Below are 16,880 nucleotides of genomic sequence, written 5' to 3' on the forward strand. Positions count from 1 at the left end.
TTGAAGCCAATATTCAAGCAGAGCTATTTGCCAGAGTTTGGAAACACCCGAAGGGGTGAAATGTTTTTCTGGATGATTAAGTAATGTTTGAATAGCATCTATATTAAAGATATTACGCTTTTTTATATTAGCTGGTGAGAGTATTTCGTGCATGAGTTCAAGAGTACTCCCTCCTAAGTATTTTAACGCAGGAACAGGGAAATACCCTTTCGCGCGATTTATAATTTTCTCTGGGAGCATTTTCTTTCCCAGTTGTTTTAAAATGTATTTTCCTCCACTTGGAAGTTTATAAATTAGAGGCATGGAAGCTGCCAGATCAACGACACTTTCGTCCAGAAAGGGTACTCTTGCTTCAAGACTTGCCGCCATTGTCATGTTATCAACACGGCTCAAAGGACCATTGGCTAAGGCAAAAGTACTTTCATATAAAAGCAAATTATCAATAGGATTAGTCGAGGCATTTCTTTTACAAAGCCTCGTTAAAAATGAAGCCGCATGAGCAGCTGTGCGGAATGTTGGTTTTACCAGGTGCTTATATTCTTCAAACGATCGATCGGCTACTTTATTAAGAATAATTTGTGCCGATTGCGCAGGTGAACTAGCTCCAGTCTGGATATTTTGGAACCAATGGTAACCCGCAAAAATCTCATCTGCTCCTTGACCTGAAAGTACTACTTTTACTTGCTTAGCAACTTCGTATGAAAGCAGATAAAATCCAATATTATCATGGCTAAGCATTGGCTCAGACATTGCGGAAACACATTTTTCCAGAGAGTGGGTGAGTTGCTTATTTGAAATGAACATCTGATGATGTTTAGTTTTAAATTCTGAGGCAATCAGATCAGAATAAAAAACTCGTTCCCTTGTTCTCCATGCGAACCTTCGAAGCCAATCGAGAACGTTTGTATTTCTTCCATTCCCAATTGTGAAGCGAATGCAACAAGCAAAGAAGAATCTAGTCCACCCGAAAGAAGAATGCCAACAGGAACATCAGCCAACATTTGGCGTTGAGTAGCTAGCATTAATGATTCATACGTTTTTTTAACCAGTCATTTTCATTACTCAAATGATCAGCTTTCATATCATCTATTTTTAATTGCCAGTATGTTTCTTGCGTTATTCGTCCATCTGAATGCACGGTCATCATCGAACCTGGCGGTAATTTTTTACACCGGAAAGGATAGTTCGTGGTTCTGGAACCGCGTGAAAGGTTAAATAAAAATGTAGTGCAATTTTATCGATGGAGGTGTCAATATCTTCAAATTCAATTAGAGCAGGCAGTGTTGATGCAAATTTGAAGCCGTGGGAATGGTTAGCGTTATAATAAAGTGGTTTGATTCCTAATCGATCGCGTGCAAGAATTAATTTACCTGTATTTTGCTCCCAAATAGCAAAAGAAAATATGCCGCGCAGCCGGGAAATACATTGCTTTCCCCATGCATGATAGGCTTTAAGCAGGACTTCAGTGTCACTATCAGACGCGAAGGTGTAGCCTTTGGCTTCCAGTTCTTTTCGTAATTCCAAGAAATTATAGATAGCTCCATTAAAAACTAGTGCTAATCCAAGATTACGGTCAACCATGGGTTGCGCGGCTCGATTTGTAAGGTCAAATATCCTTAGCCTTCTATGTCCAAGAGCGAGGCCTTCAACCTGATAAACTTGACCATCATCAGGTCCACGATTGAACTGTTTTAAACTAGCTTTTTCTAAACTAAAGAGAGGGATGTTTTTTATTGAACTGATATTCTCCAGCGATACCGCACATAGTCATCTTCCCTTATATTAATTTCAGAATTCAAAAATCGAATTTGGTTTTAAACTGTAATTCGCAGAAAACCCGTGTTTATTAAATAAAATAGCCATGGATCATGGGATGATAATATTTTGTGTATCCACTTCCATTTTAAGATTATCAGGAATTTTTATCGTTGTCTTTATAATATGTCCTCGCATAGGGAAGCATAGGTGTATCACAAAAATTGGGATGCATGTTAGGACTGTTTGATTCTAAATTTGATATTCTGGTAATTATCTTTACATTCAAGATGATATTCTTTACAGTGTAATCATACCTAAGGGTATTGATTTCTAAATCATTTTAAAAAGGAATTTATAATGAGTACTGTCCTAATCTCTGGATTTGCCCGTTCATTTATATCCGGTGAGCCTATCGCGGATGCAACGATTACTGTTGTTGAAAATGAAACGTTAACATTTAAAACGGACGTCAATGGACGATTCGGCCCTTTTGAATGGCCTGCTGGGGAAGCTATTACATTGCGTTTTGAGAAACCAGGGTCTTTATGGTCTGGGTATAAGACGACACAAACAGCGACGTTAATACCTCCGTCAGAAGGAATAAATAACCAAAATTATTTAAAAAATATTTCATTTCAGGTTCCTTCAAACCTGGCTTATAAATTCCTGTCTTTCGCCATGGGAGTAACTGAAGATCCACAAGCTTGCCAGATTGCTGCAACCATTACACCTCCAAACACAACAATGGATGATATTCCACAGGGTGTTGAAGGCGTTAAGGCTACTTTATCACCGGATGTCAATATAAGACCTTTTTATTTTGGTATATTTCCTGTTATCCATAAAACCAATCCTTTTATTAGAACATTAGAGGCGACTTCACTGGATGGTGGAGTTGCTTTTCTCAATGTCCCACCAGGTGATTACACCATAGAGGTAACAAAAGATGACATTCCATTTTCTAAAGTTACCATTAAAGCGCGTCAGGGGGTGGTTGTGAACGCGAGCCCGCCCAATGGCCCTACCATGCTGCAAGAGCCTCAAGCACAAAAAGCAGAAAAAAGCCAAACCACTTTAATTTTTCAAGCCTGCGCTGGCAATCGGAGTGGTTGCCCTAGGGGCTTGTATAGTTGGAGCGGCTTCTGTTGCTCTCAGAAAATAATGAGTGAAAAATGCAGTTTTTAATCCCCAATAGAGCCAATCAGCTACATATTATTAGAAAAGGTGGTCTGGTTCGGCTCTGGTTCTGAAGGAGGGGTGTATTTAATACCGTATACGTCCAATGTTGTTAAATTCGGATTACCATCTTCTGTCAATAATACATCAGTGATAAATTTACTCAGATCGACGCGCTGTGACATACCTACTTTAGCGTGAGGTCCTATTCGGCTGAGCATTTCAAAGACTGTTTTTGCATCCAGTTGCTTATGTTTACCTAATTCAATGAGCTTGCTGGCAGACTCCATACATTTTCCTATAGTACCCGATATATCTTCATACAGTACTTTGTCTTTGGGACTTAATTCCTGATAGTTTTTACCCTGTTCTATATCAGAGGCGCAGGTCTTATAAAGATCGGCAAGTGTCATTTGTGAGCTATCAAAAGCTAATAAACCTTGCTGAAGCTGTGTAAGTGCTTTCTTCAAAGCCGAATTTTGAAACATTGGCTGATTGGATAAGCCCTGAATTTTGCCCTTAAGAAAATTATCTGCCAGGTGGTCTTTAATTGAGTTGCCGAAAATAATGAGTATATGCCTCTGATCATCCAGTAAGTTAGGGTCAAACCAACTGACGTCCTGGGTCGCCGGTTGCGTATAATAGGCATGAGGAAAACTACAAATATGTAACGCATCTGTCCAGTCTCTGTAAGCTTTCTTGAGGGAGTTTATTAGAGACAAGGGACCAGAGACGTTGATAGTAGAACTTCTTCGCGCACTAAATCCTGAGCTAACTGTTTCTCTATTGGGATTGCGATGGGCTTCGAGTAACTGAGGTGAACCTTTATATAGACGCCTATAATTTTCTTTTATTGATTCCATGTAGTTGTGAAGATCGGCTGAACCTGGAACAGCCGCTAACAAATCATTATTATAAGTGCCTAGATAAGCATGAAATAAAAAGTCATTTTTTGCCTTAAATAGTTTGGGTAGAGGTTTCCCTGGCGGCATATCGCGTGCATCGTAATAGACGCCTCCATCCGTATCTAAAATGGTTGCTCGTAACATATCAGAAGCTGCTGCAAAATTTGGGTACTGACCTGCTATCTCATCATCATAATATTGTCTGTAGATCATTCTGTCATAAACGTCAGAACGGCGAATGTAATTGGAATGCTTGATTTTCCATGGAGGTTTGGGAGTTAACATCACATATTTTAATCTCATTCTTTTTAGCCCAGTTCAGCAGCTCCAGGAGCTCGGGTTTAGCATTCGGAGCGTAAGTTGAAGAATCTATCCATAAATTGCTTTCGTAATCTTTATTTTTGGTGCGCCAGGCAAGAATATTAGCTCGATCTTCTTTATCCAGAATTTTACCAAGCCAAACAGCGTGTAGCTTATTTGGGATAATGTATTTTCTTCATTGAGCTCCATTTTGCTTTCCATGATAACCTCATTAGGTTGTAGCTTGCTGATTACATTAATAAGTTGGGCTTTATGATGAAAATAATGATTATTTGTTAAATATAGATTCATTTAGAGGCGTGATCAAAAATAAGTCAATTCCTAACCTGGATGGCGTACAGAAAATATTGCTCTTTAAAATACTCTGGATTACAGAGAGCGGTAGGCATTAGGCGTAGGGTTATCTTGACAATAAATTGCGTCGGTAACGATACAATGGGTTTTATAATTATCTCTAATATCCAACACAAACATTGAAGCCAATTGAGTACCATCACAAAGAACTGCAATATGTTTGATATCTGGACAACATGAATCAATTGGAGAAAGGCAAACGTCATAGAGAGCGGGATCTTGTTTGTAATTTTTGATCCTCTGTGCACCAAAAATGTCTAGAAATAGAGTTTTATTGTAGTGATTGAATCAACTCTTCATCAAGAGGGAGCAGATTTTTATCCCATTGATGCTATCCTTTATACGCAACAAAAATTGAATATGATTTGACCATTATTTATACTTTGTGTATACGTTATCAAGAAGATAATCATCATGGGAACCACTGAAGGCGCCTCGACAGGTACAGGCAAGCCACTACTGAGCAAGAGAAAGGCTGTTAGAAATTTAAAAGAACTAGCAAATTCCAGTATCGCTTCAGTTAAATCTGAACCATCTACCTCTACGCCAGCATTTTTCTCTGAAGAAAAAATTCCCTATAAAGATCCACTTATGTATGAAAATCTGAAAGACAATATTGGAAAAAAGCTCAGTAACTATTTTTTACTCACTGGAGAGTTATATTTACTTCAGATGTAGTAATAGTCGCAGCACTTATAGCGGAGATGATAAACCAGCGACAGCGAATAAACGTTCTATCTTTGCTGGACAAAAGGCGGCAACGGGCTGGAAATTACATATTTCTGTTGATCCTGGCCAAATTTCAGCTGCGTGGGCAATTATTTATCCTATATTAATGGAAAATGAAATATCTGCCAAAATTCTTGCCCCTGATGTTTTAAAGAGAAAACCTATCGAGAAAGTATCGGGTAAACAATTTACAATTTATCAATTTCAACATAGGCATATTGATACAGATGCATGGATCAATATCATGCAGCGAATTGAGAATGAACTTCGACAGCATGGGATAGCGAAGGGTATTATACCAACAGCAAATAAACAAATACCAAACAGCAACTATTTTTCTTATCGCAATGATACCGATCGAAGCGGTCGATATATTTCTGATGCAACAGCACAAAAGTACGTGGAGCTGCACATGCATGAGGAACCACACTTACTTCCCTATAACCTGACACAAGCTGACGATCCATTTACGAAAGTGGCATTGCAACCTCATTTAGATCAAAATAAGATAGAAAGTGAATTAAAGCCCTCTTAATCTATTGAAATCTATAAAATGGCATTATTCTTGACGTATCCGGGATTAAAGAAGGCCAGTTTCGGCTGCTTGCATCAGTATTTCAATTTGACCCCTCTCACCTACCACCTTATTCCAAACAAGAATTCAGGTTAGAAAATAATGCGCTTTAACTGCCTTGCACAATTTGCTCAAATATTACTCATTTGGTTGTGAAGGTTATTTTAGATGGGAGAAAAAGAAGAGCAACGGAGACAACCTACGACCTCCACATTCCGATTCTATTATTTGCGTGGCGCGTTGGGTGATGGCCGTGTTCAAAATAAATCTGACGTAGGACAAAACAAAAAATGTAATAGTCATCGGTATCGTTAAGCTTCTTATTATTTTTGAATGCTAATACTTTCAATAACCACAGGTTTTATGGGTTTATTCTGGTAATCTGTAGGTACTTGGCTAATCTTATCAGCAACGTCTTGTCCTGAAATAACTTGGCCAAAAACATTGTAGTTGCCTTTTAATTCAGGTGTTGGTGCAACGGTAATAAAAAATTGGCTCCCATTTGTATTGGGGCCTGCGTTAGCCATAGCCAGTACACCAGGCTTGTCAAAACTGGCCTGTGTATTTTCATTATCAAATTGATAACCAGGTCCGCCTGTGCCATTGCCAAGAGGATCACCGCCTTGAATCATAAAGCCACTAATCACGCGATGAAAAGTTAATCCATTGTAAAAAGGACGCTTGACCATTTCACCGGTCTTTGGATCTTTAAATTCCTTTGTTCCTGTTGCCAATCCCACGAAATTAGCTACAGTGTTTGGGGCTTCTTTGGTAAATAATTCACAAGTAATAGTACCTTCCGATGTTTTAATAATCGCAGTTTCAGCGTGTGCCGAACTCATGCTTGTTATTAACAATAAGCTGACTAGCAAAGAAGTTATTTTCTTCATGGGGGGATCTCCGTGGTTGCTATAGTGATTATGTTAGCGCTGACAGAGTATAAAGCACAAGTGTAGCTCAATTTAAACTTGGGTTTATCCTGGTAGAACCGATGAAGGAAGGCGGGGGGGCTGTATGTTTGTATTGTTTGGAGAATGAGTTCCCAAGCGTTTTAATGAGGATGCCATAAAAAAACCGTACTTTAAATCCCCTATACGGGTAAGGGGGACTCGCTCTGCTTTCTTGGGTATTTCATTGGGAGCCAATACAGTAAGTGTAGTAGAAGCATCTTCTGCTACTAACGGAGCTGCAAGAGAAAGTGCCTTTGTCAATGTTGCTGCTTCTACAAGTGGTGGTGATTCAGTTGAGTCTACAATGCTAGCTAAGGTCTCACCGGCTGATATTTTCTCTTCCTTCGTAGGTATTTCATTAGAAACCAATACAGTGGATGAAGTAGAAGTATCAACTACCAACGGACTTTCCTTAAATGAAAGGAATAGAATCTCTTCCAATTTGCTTGTCTCTGGGGAAGCAGTTGGTAATCCATGCAGCCAGGTAGACAAGGAACCTTTAAAATAAGGAAATGTTAGCCACCCTGCAAGGGTGAAACAACCAAAGGTAGCCAAGGCAGATAGATACAAGGCACTGTAAATGATAGAGACTGCAGCAATTGTTAATACGGCGGTGTATTTAAATCCAAGATAGAGAGTCGCATAAACGGTTAGTGGGGCAGCCTTAATTTCTTGCACAGGTATAGGGGAGTCTGTTTTAAATCTGGGTTTTAGTTTTTCGAAGCCATGTTTAAATTTTTCAAGAGTTAAGTGATAGGTGTGACGCAACTTAAACAAGTTTTGTTTATTTTCTTCAGCAAGCCGTTCATGGTTTGTTTGGTAGTTACGTAACTCGTTAAGCGCTTCTTCAATGTCTACCGGTTGGTTCACAGGTGTTGTTTCAATCCATTGCTGTAACTGCACTAAGGTTATTTCTGCAGGAAGTTTCTCCAACAACGCGAAGAAGTTGGGATGGGCACTGACCTTCAGCAAATTAATAAAATCAGGAAGTGCTAAGGTACTCAGTTCATTTATGAAGTTAGGGTTTAATTGAGTTAGCCGTTGCAAACTTGGCTTATAAGGGCTGTTTTCTAACGCGTTTAAAACGAGTTCTGAGTGGGAAGCATATTGTAAGGCTACCATTAAGGTATCTAGGTTGAGCAACGCATCCACTTTAGAATCACGATAGTTTTCCAATACCGGTAATAGACCTGGTATGGCTTGTATCCATGGAACGTATTCCGGCATTTCAACTAGTTCTAAATATTTTGATAACGCTAACATAAGTGCTTTATTTTTTGTTAGAGGCCCAATCTTATCTAACAGCTGACCCACTTTAATATCTTTTTCATTTGCTAAGGAAATAAGTGCACTAATAGTTTCTGACAAATCTTTGCCAATATCATCAAGACCAACAAGTACTTGTGCGACAAGCCATTCTGAATTAGCAAATTGTCGTTTAAGCACATTTCTTATCCATCCAAAAACAGTTGGTACGATAAAACGATTTATAATAAAGGGTATTGGCCCGCCTATAAAGCTCATAAATAAAGAACCGACCGTGAGTGTGTTACTGATACCCGAAAACCAGTTCGTTATAGTAGAAAGATCGATGGTTGGCGGGCTCACTTCATCCCATTTCTTTTCGCGAATTTGAGTTTTAGTTTTATTAAGATAGTCGGTAACAAATGTTTTTATGAGGTCGACCGGTACGAAGCGACCAATAACAGGAATCGTTTGAGCATATTCTAACATTTCATTGAGATTGGTATTAATCAAAACCAGATAGGCTTCAATTTGCTTTTCACTGAGAAGTCCTTTTTCATCTAACGCATTGCCAATCGTTTCCTTAAAACTGCTTTTCTTTTTAAAGTAGGGATCAAAAATCTCGACAACCTGATCTAGTATCTCGAAATGTTGTTGGGTCTGCTGATGGCCGTCCTGCTTCCATTTGCAGTGGAAAAGATCAGCAAAAATTCTTAGTTGCTCTACCGTTGCTTCCGGCAATTGAGGTACTAAGGTTGGTAATCTGTCAAGGGGAATGGACGGTTCAATGAATTGTACATTGTGAAATTTATTTTCTGGCAGCCAACTTTCCAGTACTTGCTGATAATCGCTGGCTCTGGCTTCTAAAAATTCATTAGCTACATCGCCATCTATTACGCTATGTTGTTCTAACAGCGCTGCATAATGCTTTTCGGCATTACGGTTTAAGGTACTTAATGCACGCAGTAATTGTTGATGATCAACGATAGAATGTTCTTCCCCAAATTGAGGCGCCAAAATTTTATCGGCGTTTTCGCGAAGTTTGAGAAGTTGAGCAACCATTAAATAACGTGTTTCTTCTAATAAACGCATTTTTGCACGTGCTTGATGTTGCTGAAGGCTGATCTGCTGTTGATGGTTTTTAAAGGCTGCAGCCAATGTTTCTGCAGAGTCGGAAGGTTGGCCTATGTTTTGCGCGTCAATGATAGAAATGAACTGCCCTTTTTTCCCATTACGCGCTGCTCTGCCTTGGATTTGTTCCAATTCACTGGGCGTCAAATCCGTACAAGTATTAATACCCAATAGGCCATTGTCATTTTCTGGATCAATATCAGCGCCACGCGCCAGACTTTGGTTCGCTGTGGTAAGAAAATAATCCAGGCCGGCTGTATAGATTACATTTTCCTCTGATTTCCCTGCTTCTTCATAGCCATGATAGCTCTGTACTTTCCAGTCAGTACTTCTTGCTATGAAGTCGCGGAACTGATCCGTCGCTTGCGGTGAACGTGTAATTAATAACATGGGTTGTGCTGGATTTTGTTGTTTACGCTGCTTAATCCACTCAAGTGTCTTATTAAGATGAGCCTCCGGCCCAAACGCAGTTATTAATCCCAAGTCTTCTGATTGATCGGGATAAAAGGTTGGATAACGGTAAGCGACTAAACCCTGCTGCTCATAAAATTCAGTGCGATCTACACGAGAACCGGACGTTGCTGTTAAACCGACGATAGGGCCGTTATGTAAACGGTAATAATCAAAGAAAATTTTGGCAGCGTTAACAATAATTGTTTCTGTGCTGGGCTCTATTATAAATGGATGAGCGGGTGCCGGATTCTTATTATTAAGTAGTGTATGCAGAAGTTGTTGTACGTAGTCTGAATAGCTAACGTGGGGATCGGGTCTACTACTAACAATTGGTGCTGCATAATTATGGACTCCACTTTTCCCTTTCATTTTTACTGTAAAGAAGTCTACTTTTTCTTCTAGTTCATGAGTTATCGTAGCGGATTCAATTAAAGCACCTAATAACTCATCGGGAATTTTTTCGGTAAAATTAAAAAATACATGACGAGGATTTTTGGCAATAAAATAATTTCTTAAATTAGTAATATCGTCTGTTTCGGCGCAGGGATTATTAAGGTAAATATCTCTTTCTTTGACAAATTCAAGTAGCAATTTATAAAGCTGAGTCCAGGACTCCGTATCATTTAGCAACGGATCCAACGTCGCAGCTAAGCGAAACAGTACTGTAGAGGTTAAAGCAGCATCGATCTCATCAGCGACCAGCGCGGGATTGTTTGGCAGTGCTTTCTTTGCTAATGCCATTCGCATACGGAATAAAGAAAGATTCGATGCCGTAGAATAATTAATCCCGTTAGCAGTGTATTCAGTATGCGCACTTTGTGCGGTGATAATAGTTTCCCCGTGAGGGATCCCTAAATAGTGATAAAAGGATGAAAATTTTTCTAGCGCATTTTTTGCTAATTCATTATTTTCAGTGACCACATCTACTGTTTTACCTAAAACCGCCAATAAAGCAGCATGCATAGCAGCAATAATACTTTTACCTTCTCCAGTTTTAACTTCGTGAATAATGTTATTAGGAGAATGTATACGTTGCAGCAAGGTTAAGACTTGAGTATCGCGTGGGAATTTGTAGGTGGTGCGATAGAGCGCTTCGGAACTCAAGGCAACCAACAGTAACTGATTACGATGAACGTTTATTCCCTTGTGGATTTGATCTTGCAGTGCTTTGAATAAGTGTTGACATTCCGTGTCATTCAACTCATTAATGGTAAGTTCTTTAAGAACCCCATTAATATTTAACTTAAGCGGCTTTTCTACCATATACGACATGACCAACTGGTAGTCACGCCACAACAGTTCTTGTTCCTCTTCGCTTAATGGCAGAGCCTCATCCGTTTCGTGGGACTTCAGCTTTATTTGCGCAATTTTTTCTCTTACTGCGACAGGATCATACTGATATCTTTGCAGGTTCTCTTTATATTTTGAGCGGTGAAATACTGCGATGGCTTGTTCCAAAGAAGGTTTAGCCAATAGTTCTAACATTTCCTCAACATTCACTAATTGTGATTTATACAGCCGCACTAAATATTTTTAAGCCACGCGGATGTTGTTCTGTTAGTTGTTGCAATTCAGCAAGCAAAGGTTGTTTTGTTTGCTGGGAAATAGCATGGCCAAGTATCAGTAAAGAGTGAATTTCATCTTCAGGCTTCTTTTCTAAGAGCTTGATTAATTCAGTAAGTTCGTGGGCAGGATTTTGTTGGTAAAGCCCATCTAGTACTTTCAGAGCTAACGAAGCAGGTTTAACCTTTTTGAGGAACTGAGTGATATCCTTTAATTGGTTAGCGTTTAGAGAGGGATGAGAATTTAAGAAATCTAATCCCTCATCATTGCTAATTATAGGAACAAGTGCTGTAAATATTTGCTGCGTCTCTTCTAAACCAAGCGGCAACAAGGTTTCCATAAGATTTAAAAAGGATGATGGATTTACTTTAGCGTCAATACTTAAGCAAGTCTCCAGAAGAAGACTTACCACGTTTTTTGCTTGGGGTAATGTGCCATAAAGCAGCGGTTTTTTCTAAGGGTGAGTAAAAAATGCGTCGCTATCTTACTTTTAGCTATTTGTCCTTGATGCTTTGTCAGTTCAACAGCAATAAGCTCAACCAAAGATAAAAAGGTATCCACATTGGAAGTTATGTCTAGAAATTGCTCAAAAACCAGAAAAATAAAATTGTTAGGATTGTTCGTTGCAATGACGCTTATAGCATGGAGTAGATTTGTAATTTTGTTGATATCATGCAGCAACGTTTTCATGCCCATCTTTGGATATAATGCTTTTAAATAAAGCTCAATCACAGATCGGTGTGTTTCAGAAATGTTTAACTCGCTGCTCCAGGCATGAATTAGAGGACGTACAATGTGGCTGGAATTCTCCAGCGCGGGTAGGACTTTTTCCAGATTTTCCTTCTGAGTTACTAAGAAATACCCTAATCTTTTTGCAGGAAATTTTCTTAAAAAGATTTCTGGAATTGGCGTATCAGCCATCTTAAACGCAGACACCTGATAGTCTCGCCAAATACTCCATAAACTCTGAACGCCATTTTTTTCATCCGATTGCGCTTCACTCAAATGTAAGAAAAACGCATGGATCCCGGAAGCAATCTGTGTTGAAGATAGCGTTTTTCTTAAACGATGGTTTCGCAAAAAAACCATAAAATCGGTGGAAAAAGTTCTTGGAGCAATATTACGGCGATATCCATTCCCTGTGTATGTTGCAGCATGGTAGGCACATAAAAGTTCGGCAATATAAATCGTGTTGTCATCTGTCGTATTGGTGGTCATTGACAGGTATAATTTGCGATAGAAAGCAAGGTCTTCGCGTAAATTTTGCGTTCCGAGGTAGCGAAATACAGCTACTTTAAGATACCGATCACCTGGTTGGTGAGTTGTGATAGCGTCTAATAGTTCGGTTTTCGAAACTGTATAGGTTTTTGTTATCGGATTAATCGCGGCTGAGTGAATATTCATTTCCGCTGAAATCACTTGAAAACCATTCCATGTACAAGCGTAAGGGGTATCCATGGGTAATAGGGAAATCCCGCTGATTTCGTCAATCTGTTCTTTTAAAACATGTTTGGCTATCGCGTGGTCAAGTAAATTCTCTAAGCCGACAAAAAAGGTTTGAATGGATGTGAAAGGAGCAATGGATAAACTGTCTTCATTTATTAATTGTTGTGCAAGATGGGTTAATAATTTTTGCGCTTCCTCTTCATTTCCGGTGTATGCCATAAATTTTATATAAAGATGCTTCCACAAATTTTCTAACTTGCGAAGTTTCACCAGATCAAAGCTAATATCATTTTGTGCCGTATATATGAGTAGATGATGACCGAGAGTTTGAAAAGCTGGCCAATTTTTGGTGATTTTCCTACGGGAGTTTCTGCTGCCAATTTTAGAAAATTATTATAATAGCCGCTTCCAATAAGTTGTTCGACCGACGAAATGTTGATTGCATATTGAAAATGAATTTTATAAAAATAGTTTAATAGCGAGCGTTCCTCTAAAAAGGCCAATAATTTAAAAAAGCACTCCAATCCCTGTTTATGTTTGCGAATAAGAATTTGTAGAAGGATTTTTAAGTTATCTTCATTATGTACCGGAAAGCTTGCAATAAATTTTTCTAAACGCTCGATTTCTTCCTTCCGATCTGGGAAATAAAAACGGATTAAAGCGAGCAATTGTTCTTCCAGAGCCTGGATCTCTTCTGTCTCTAAGGCGGGATGAGGTTGGAAAATCTTCAGCAAACGTTCTGCGCAACTGATGAGTTCGCGCTTTTGCTCATCTTTAAGAGAGGCTATGTCTTCTTCAGCGAGTAAGGCTGAATAGAATGGTAATAAAGGCTCATCTGCAATACCTTGCTGTGATTGGGAGTTGTACAATAATTTAGGAAAAACAAGCGGTGGATTTGTAAGAAGGGGTTTATAATTTGGATGTAGCCTCATAGCGGATATCGTGCGGCCAAAAAGATAGCTTTCCTTAACTTGAAAATCTGTTTCGAGGCACCCGTCAAGCATATATTCACTATGACTTAGTAACTCAGAGGCAACGTATTCCTCCATATTATCTACAGCATAGTGAGGCAATTTAACCGTATAGATGGTGTCAGATTCGCTGTTAGGTTCTATCAATGCATTACCAAAAAATTTGGCTGCTATGCGTAAACGAAAGGTACTATCGTTGGCAAGTTGTTCATAAAAATGACGGCGACTATGGTGTTTTAGATAAAAATCGGTAAGGAAACCTGTTTGTTTCAATACTTGTTCTTGCTCTCGTTCGAAGTGTAGAGTGATTTTTGCAAAAGATTCCAGTTTGTTACAGAAACTTTTCAAATTAACCTTTAAATCCCATGAAGAATCAAAAGCCGATGAGTGGTTTATAGATTCATCTAATTCCTGATGAACTGCTTGTGAATGAGTTTCCTGTACCTGTTCATTGACAGCTTGAGTTTGGGCAACGGATTCTTGATGTGTAAGGGATACGCGAACTTTGGATTTGAGTTGTTCCCGGGTTAGAGTCTTGGACTTACGTGTATTTGCACTTGCTTCTTGAGCAAGAATATAGGCCCCAGGGTGTACCTGCTTTTTCGAATTTTTTTCGTGTCTTTGCTTATAATAATCAAGGGTTTTAAACCATTTTTCAGGCTTTGGGCTTAACGCTTGAATGTTTCTAAAAATAGCTGATGCAATATGGATGGAAGATAAATAATAGCCTGCTTCTTGAGGTAAAGATTGGAAGAGTGCTGTTTTGTCTTGTGTAATGGGTCTTAGGGCAAGCAAATTAGCATCGACATTATCTTTGGTAATTAGAACGACTTGTACAAGCGACCGACATTTACTTTGCTTGACCGCGTCTAAAATGTCTTCAAAAACCTTTTGGCGTTCGGCCTGCTCTGTATATTGGCTTCCCTTGAGTACAATGGTTATTTCGCGAATATGGTGGGTTGTACAGTGCTGCAAGAAAGGTAGTAACTCATTGGTGCCAGCAGGGTTGGTTAACGCGATAACTGGAGGTGTACTGCCATGTTTCATTTGCAGGTAAAAATGAATATAAGCGGTTAGTGCAGAATTGAAATAACGATAATCTTTTAAAGAGGTGGTGTAGCTAATGTATTCTTGATTCCTGTTAGGGGAATGAAAACTGCTTGAATAATGGTCAAAAAAGGGTTTTGATTTTAAATGATCGTGTGTTTGCCCTTTGTTGAGAGGGATTGGTTTAAATTTATCAAAAATAGCTTTTGCTAATTGGTAAGGAAGTCGTTCTGTCTTTTTTTATAGTCAGTAATGCTTGTCACACAACTATCGATACCTGGACGAAAGTGAGGTGGTGGTGTTTCACCTTCAGCAACCAGAAATACTTCGCGAAAGTCTATGCCAAGAGTTAGGCCATTTAGAATACTTCCATGAATTACACCAAGGAGAGTTTCAATAAGACGGGCTTGCTCATCCCAGTTGCCAAGACCATCCAGTGCCGCAAAAGTTTCTAAAGAAAGATGCGCTTTTTTACTATGCCAAAAATAGTCGGTTGATTTTTGCTCTGTAGAATTATTCGATTGTGTGAGTAGGGTGGCATTGCATTTTTTATAGGGATTATAAGCCCATGTATGTTGTATAGCTTTAAGAAAGTCAAGGCTGGCGTCACGGATAACGCCAGATTCAACGGAACTCCATAGGTAACCTGACACTTCCTGAGTAGAAAAAAGGAAGTGGGCGGTTTTTTAAATAAAGAAAAGGAGCACTCCAATTGCTTATCATAAAAAGCGTTTAGTACTATTAACCAAAATTGAAACGGACTATAACATACCGACTATTAAATGGTCGAATTAAACGTTGTAGCAATGACTCATTTTTGATCGGCTGAATGAGTTTACGAGTGCCCTGAAAAATCAATTGAATCTGGCAGCGTTGATCCATCAAAAATTAATAACAATAAAAGGAAAAATTACTAAAAAGCAATCTTCTATCAATAAGGTCATTTTTAAACCTTATTAGCGGTGTAGCCTTGATAGAGCGATATTATGGATTCATTCCAAAATAGGTCGTATATAGATTAAGGTATTCGTTATCGTCTTCTATTTGCAGTAAAACTTGATTAATTTGCTGTATCAATACAAAATTTTGAGGTAAAGCCATTATACCCACTCCGTCAGCAACCTTCATGGGTTTACCGATATAATGAAATAATCCGCTACCATAAGTTTCCCAGTATCTAGCCTCATTATTATCTACAAATGCAGCATTAATGAGGCCTTTACTCAAAGAATCAATCAGCGTTTCCATATCCTCAAAAAGGATGGGATTAAACTGAGGATAGTTATCAATAAAAAATTATAAAAAATACCTTTACTAGCGTTGATTCTCTCTCTAATCAATCCTACCTTGCTTCCTTCAGGCAAATTTTTAACCTTTGTGATTCCACTATTTTTCAATACTAGAAATTGACCCTCGCTCAATAAATAGGGTAGGGAAAAAATATAATGACCATCTAAGGGGTTAGGAGCCTTGTAAAAATCAATGCCATCTATAGCAATGTCAATATTGTTATTATTTAATTCTCTGAACAAACTAAAATATTCCATTGGAATCAGCTCACATTGTTGATTAAGGTGCTGACAAATAAGCTTTATTAAATCAATCTCAAAACCTTGATTTAAAGAAATAACATAAGGCGGGTCAAAGGTGACTGTTCCTACTTTGATAGTTGCATAGCCACAGGGAGTCAGTAGAGCAAGGAGTAGAATTGGTAACAATAGTCTCTTAATCATTATCACGCTCTCTCCAATCCATTGAAATACTTATTAAGTATAGATGAAGGTGTTTTTCTAAGGCCATTTTTTAGTGGAGAGTTTAGTGGTTTTGATTTTTTGGGAATAGGGACGCTGAGCTTATTATGTCAGGCCAGGTACCCAACTTATGCTTGCCTCAAAACCAAGTATCCCCAGTAACAATCTCCCCAGGCATGGTCTGTCTCAAAAAATTAATCTCTTCCGGGGTAGGTTGATTAAGACCAAAATAGATATAGGTTGCTCTTCCTGCATGTGCAGGAACTTCGTCTTCAATATCTTCGATATAGACGACTTCCGGGTTATCAGGATCTTTGTTAACCCAGTAACCTTTTATGCCGAATTGCTCGCCAGAGTGAACTTCGGTGCCTTTCGCTGCGTTGGTGTGCATCCTTTATCCTTAAAAGATACTGTTACCGTTTAAAGATAGTATAGTTTTCGCATTAATTCCTGGGAGTGGTTATTTTTATTTTCTGATTTGGGCATTGGGGCAGGGGGGGTGGGCT

Annotated in this window: 18 protein-coding genes; 3 read left to right on the forward strand and 15 right to left on the reverse strand. The window is 38.8% G+C overall.

From position 1 onward, the window contains the following. The 3 genes from BN58_RS33675 to BN58_RS33680 all read right to left on the reverse strand — a co-directional run. Positions 1–804: asparagine synthase-related protein (locus tag BN58_RS33675; protein ID WP_269570230.1), on the reverse strand; the 804-nt coding region annotated here is incomplete at its 3' end. Positions 805–836: 32 nt separating this feature from the next. Beyond that, positions 837–1,022, reverse strand: coding sequence for an asparagine synthase-related protein (locus BN58_RS36015; RefSeq protein ID WP_019216657.1), 186 nt, complete (start codon positions 1,020–1,022; stop codon positions 837–839). Positions 1,023–1,143: 121 nt separating this feature from the next. After that, positions 1,144–1,752: a hypothetical protein gene (locus tag BN58_RS33680; protein WP_332247949.1), complete on the reverse strand. Its 609-nt coding sequence runs from the start codon at positions 1,750–1,752 to the stop codon at positions 1,144–1,146. A gap of 363 nt (positions 1,753–2,115) precedes the next feature. On the opposite strand from BN58_RS33680, the gene BN58_RS09765 reads away from it, so the two are divergent. Then, complete coding sequence (locus tag BN58_RS09765; protein WP_019216660.1) at positions 2,116–2,943, forward strand: carboxypeptidase-like regulatory domain-containing protein; 828 nt, start codon at positions 2,116–2,118, stop codon at positions 2,941–2,943. Positions 2,944–2,963: 20 nt separating this feature from the next. On the opposite strand, the gene BN58_RS09770 is transcribed toward BN58_RS09765, so the two are convergent. From BN58_RS09770 to BN58_RS09775, 3 genes are read right to left on the reverse strand one after another with little or no spacing between them, the layout of a single operon-like run. Further along, positions 2,964–4,142, reverse strand: coding sequence for a TcdA/TcdB catalytic glycosyltransferase domain-containing protein (locus BN58_RS09770; RefSeq protein ID WP_019216661.1), 1,179 nt, complete (start codon positions 4,140–4,142; stop codon positions 2,964–2,966). Continuing rightward, complete coding sequence (locus BN58_RS37725) at positions 4,066–4,326, reverse strand: TcdA/TcdB catalytic glycosyltransferase domain-containing protein (protein WP_156812468.1); 261 nt, start codon at positions 4,324–4,326, stop codon at positions 4,066–4,068. Before BN58_RS37725 ends, BN58_RS09770 begins: the two co-directional genes overlap by 77 nt. Then, the gene (locus BN58_RS09775; RefSeq protein ID WP_019216662.1) at positions 4,209–4,451 is read right to left on the reverse strand and encodes a hypothetical protein; all 243 of its coding nucleotides are present in this window, start codon (positions 4,449–4,451) and stop codon (positions 4,209–4,211) included. Before BN58_RS09775 ends, BN58_RS37725 begins: the two co-directional genes overlap by 118 nt. Positions 4,452–4,928: 477 nt before the next feature. Between BN58_RS09775 and BN58_RS30810 the strand changes: the two genes are divergently transcribed. Together BN58_RS30810 and BN58_RS09785 are read left to right on the forward strand one after the other, a co-directional pair. Then, positions 4,929–5,192, forward strand: coding sequence for a hypothetical protein (locus BN58_RS30810; protein ID WP_156812464.1), 264 nt, complete (start codon positions 4,929–4,931; stop codon positions 5,190–5,192). After that, positions 5,131–5,778: a hypothetical protein gene (locus BN58_RS09785; RefSeq protein ID WP_019216664.1), complete on the forward strand. Its 648-nt coding sequence runs from the start codon at positions 5,131–5,133 to the stop codon at positions 5,776–5,778. The genes BN58_RS30810 and BN58_RS09785 overlap by 62 nt, the downstream gene beginning before the upstream one ends. Before the next feature lie 362 nt (positions 5,779–6,140). On the opposite strand, the gene BN58_RS09790 is transcribed toward BN58_RS09785, so the two are convergent. The 9 genes from BN58_RS09790 to BN58_RS09810 form a co-directional block, all read right to left on the reverse strand. Beyond that, a complete protein-coding gene (locus BN58_RS09790) occupies positions 6,141–6,707 on the reverse strand; it encodes a peptidylprolyl isomerase (RefSeq protein ID WP_019216665.1) in 567 nt (188 codons plus the stop codon). 84 nt (positions 6,708–6,791) lie between these two features. Next, positions 6,792–11,120, reverse strand: coding sequence for a hypothetical protein (locus tag BN58_RS28385; RefSeq protein WP_051131883.1), 4,329 nt, complete (start codon positions 11,118–11,120; stop codon positions 6,792–6,794). After that, positions 11,107–11,571 carry a hypothetical protein gene (locus tag BN58_RS28390; RefSeq protein ID WP_019216667.1) on the reverse strand — a complete coding sequence of 155 codons (465 nt, stop codon included), beginning with the start codon at positions 11,569–11,571 and terminating at the stop codon, positions 11,107–11,109. The genes BN58_RS28385 and BN58_RS28390 overlap by 14 nt, the downstream gene beginning before the upstream one ends. After that, positions 11,565–12,824 carry a hypothetical protein gene (locus tag BN58_RS28395; RefSeq protein ID WP_156812466.1) on the reverse strand — a complete coding sequence of 420 codons (1,260 nt, stop codon included), beginning with the start codon at positions 12,822–12,824 and terminating at the stop codon, positions 11,565–11,567. The genes BN58_RS28390 and BN58_RS28395 overlap by 7 nt, the downstream gene beginning before the upstream one ends. Positions 12,825–12,871: 47 nt before the next feature. After that, positions 12,872–14,623 (reverse strand): hypothetical protein, encoded by a 1,752-nt coding sequence (locus BN58_RS28400; RefSeq protein WP_019216669.1) that lies wholly within the window; start codon positions 14,621–14,623, stop codon positions 12,872–12,874. Between the two features lie 209 nt (positions 14,624–14,832). After that, complete coding sequence (locus BN58_RS28405; RefSeq protein WP_019216670.1) at positions 14,833–15,276, reverse strand: hypothetical protein; 444 nt, start codon at positions 15,274–15,276, stop codon at positions 14,833–14,835. A 331-nt stretch (positions 15,277–15,607) separates the two neighbouring features. After that, on the reverse strand, positions 15,608–15,871 hold the full coding sequence (locus BN58_RS36020) for a type 2 periplasmic-binding domain-containing protein (RefSeq protein ID WP_019216671.1): 264 nt from the start codon (positions 15,869–15,871) through the stop codon (positions 15,608–15,610). Then, positions 15,859–16,356 carry a transporter substrate-binding domain-containing protein gene (locus BN58_RS33685; RefSeq protein ID WP_019216672.1) on the reverse strand — a complete coding sequence of 166 codons (498 nt, stop codon included), beginning with the start codon at positions 16,354–16,356 and terminating at the stop codon, positions 15,859–15,861. The genes BN58_RS36020 and BN58_RS33685 overlap by 13 nt, the downstream gene beginning before the upstream one ends. Positions 16,357–16,513: 157 nt before the next feature. Continuing rightward, positions 16,514–16,765 carry a hypothetical protein gene (locus tag BN58_RS09810; protein ID WP_019216673.1) on the reverse strand — a complete coding sequence of 84 codons (252 nt, stop codon included), beginning with the start codon at positions 16,763–16,765 and terminating at the stop codon, positions 16,514–16,516. Positions 16,766–16,880: the final 115 nt, after the last annotated feature.

Origin of the sequence: Legionella tunisiensis (genome assembly GCF_000308315.1) — a bacterium.
GTDB classification, from domain to species: domain Bacteria; phylum Pseudomonadota; class Gammaproteobacteria; order Legionellales; family Legionellaceae; genus Tatlockia; species Tatlockia tunisiensis.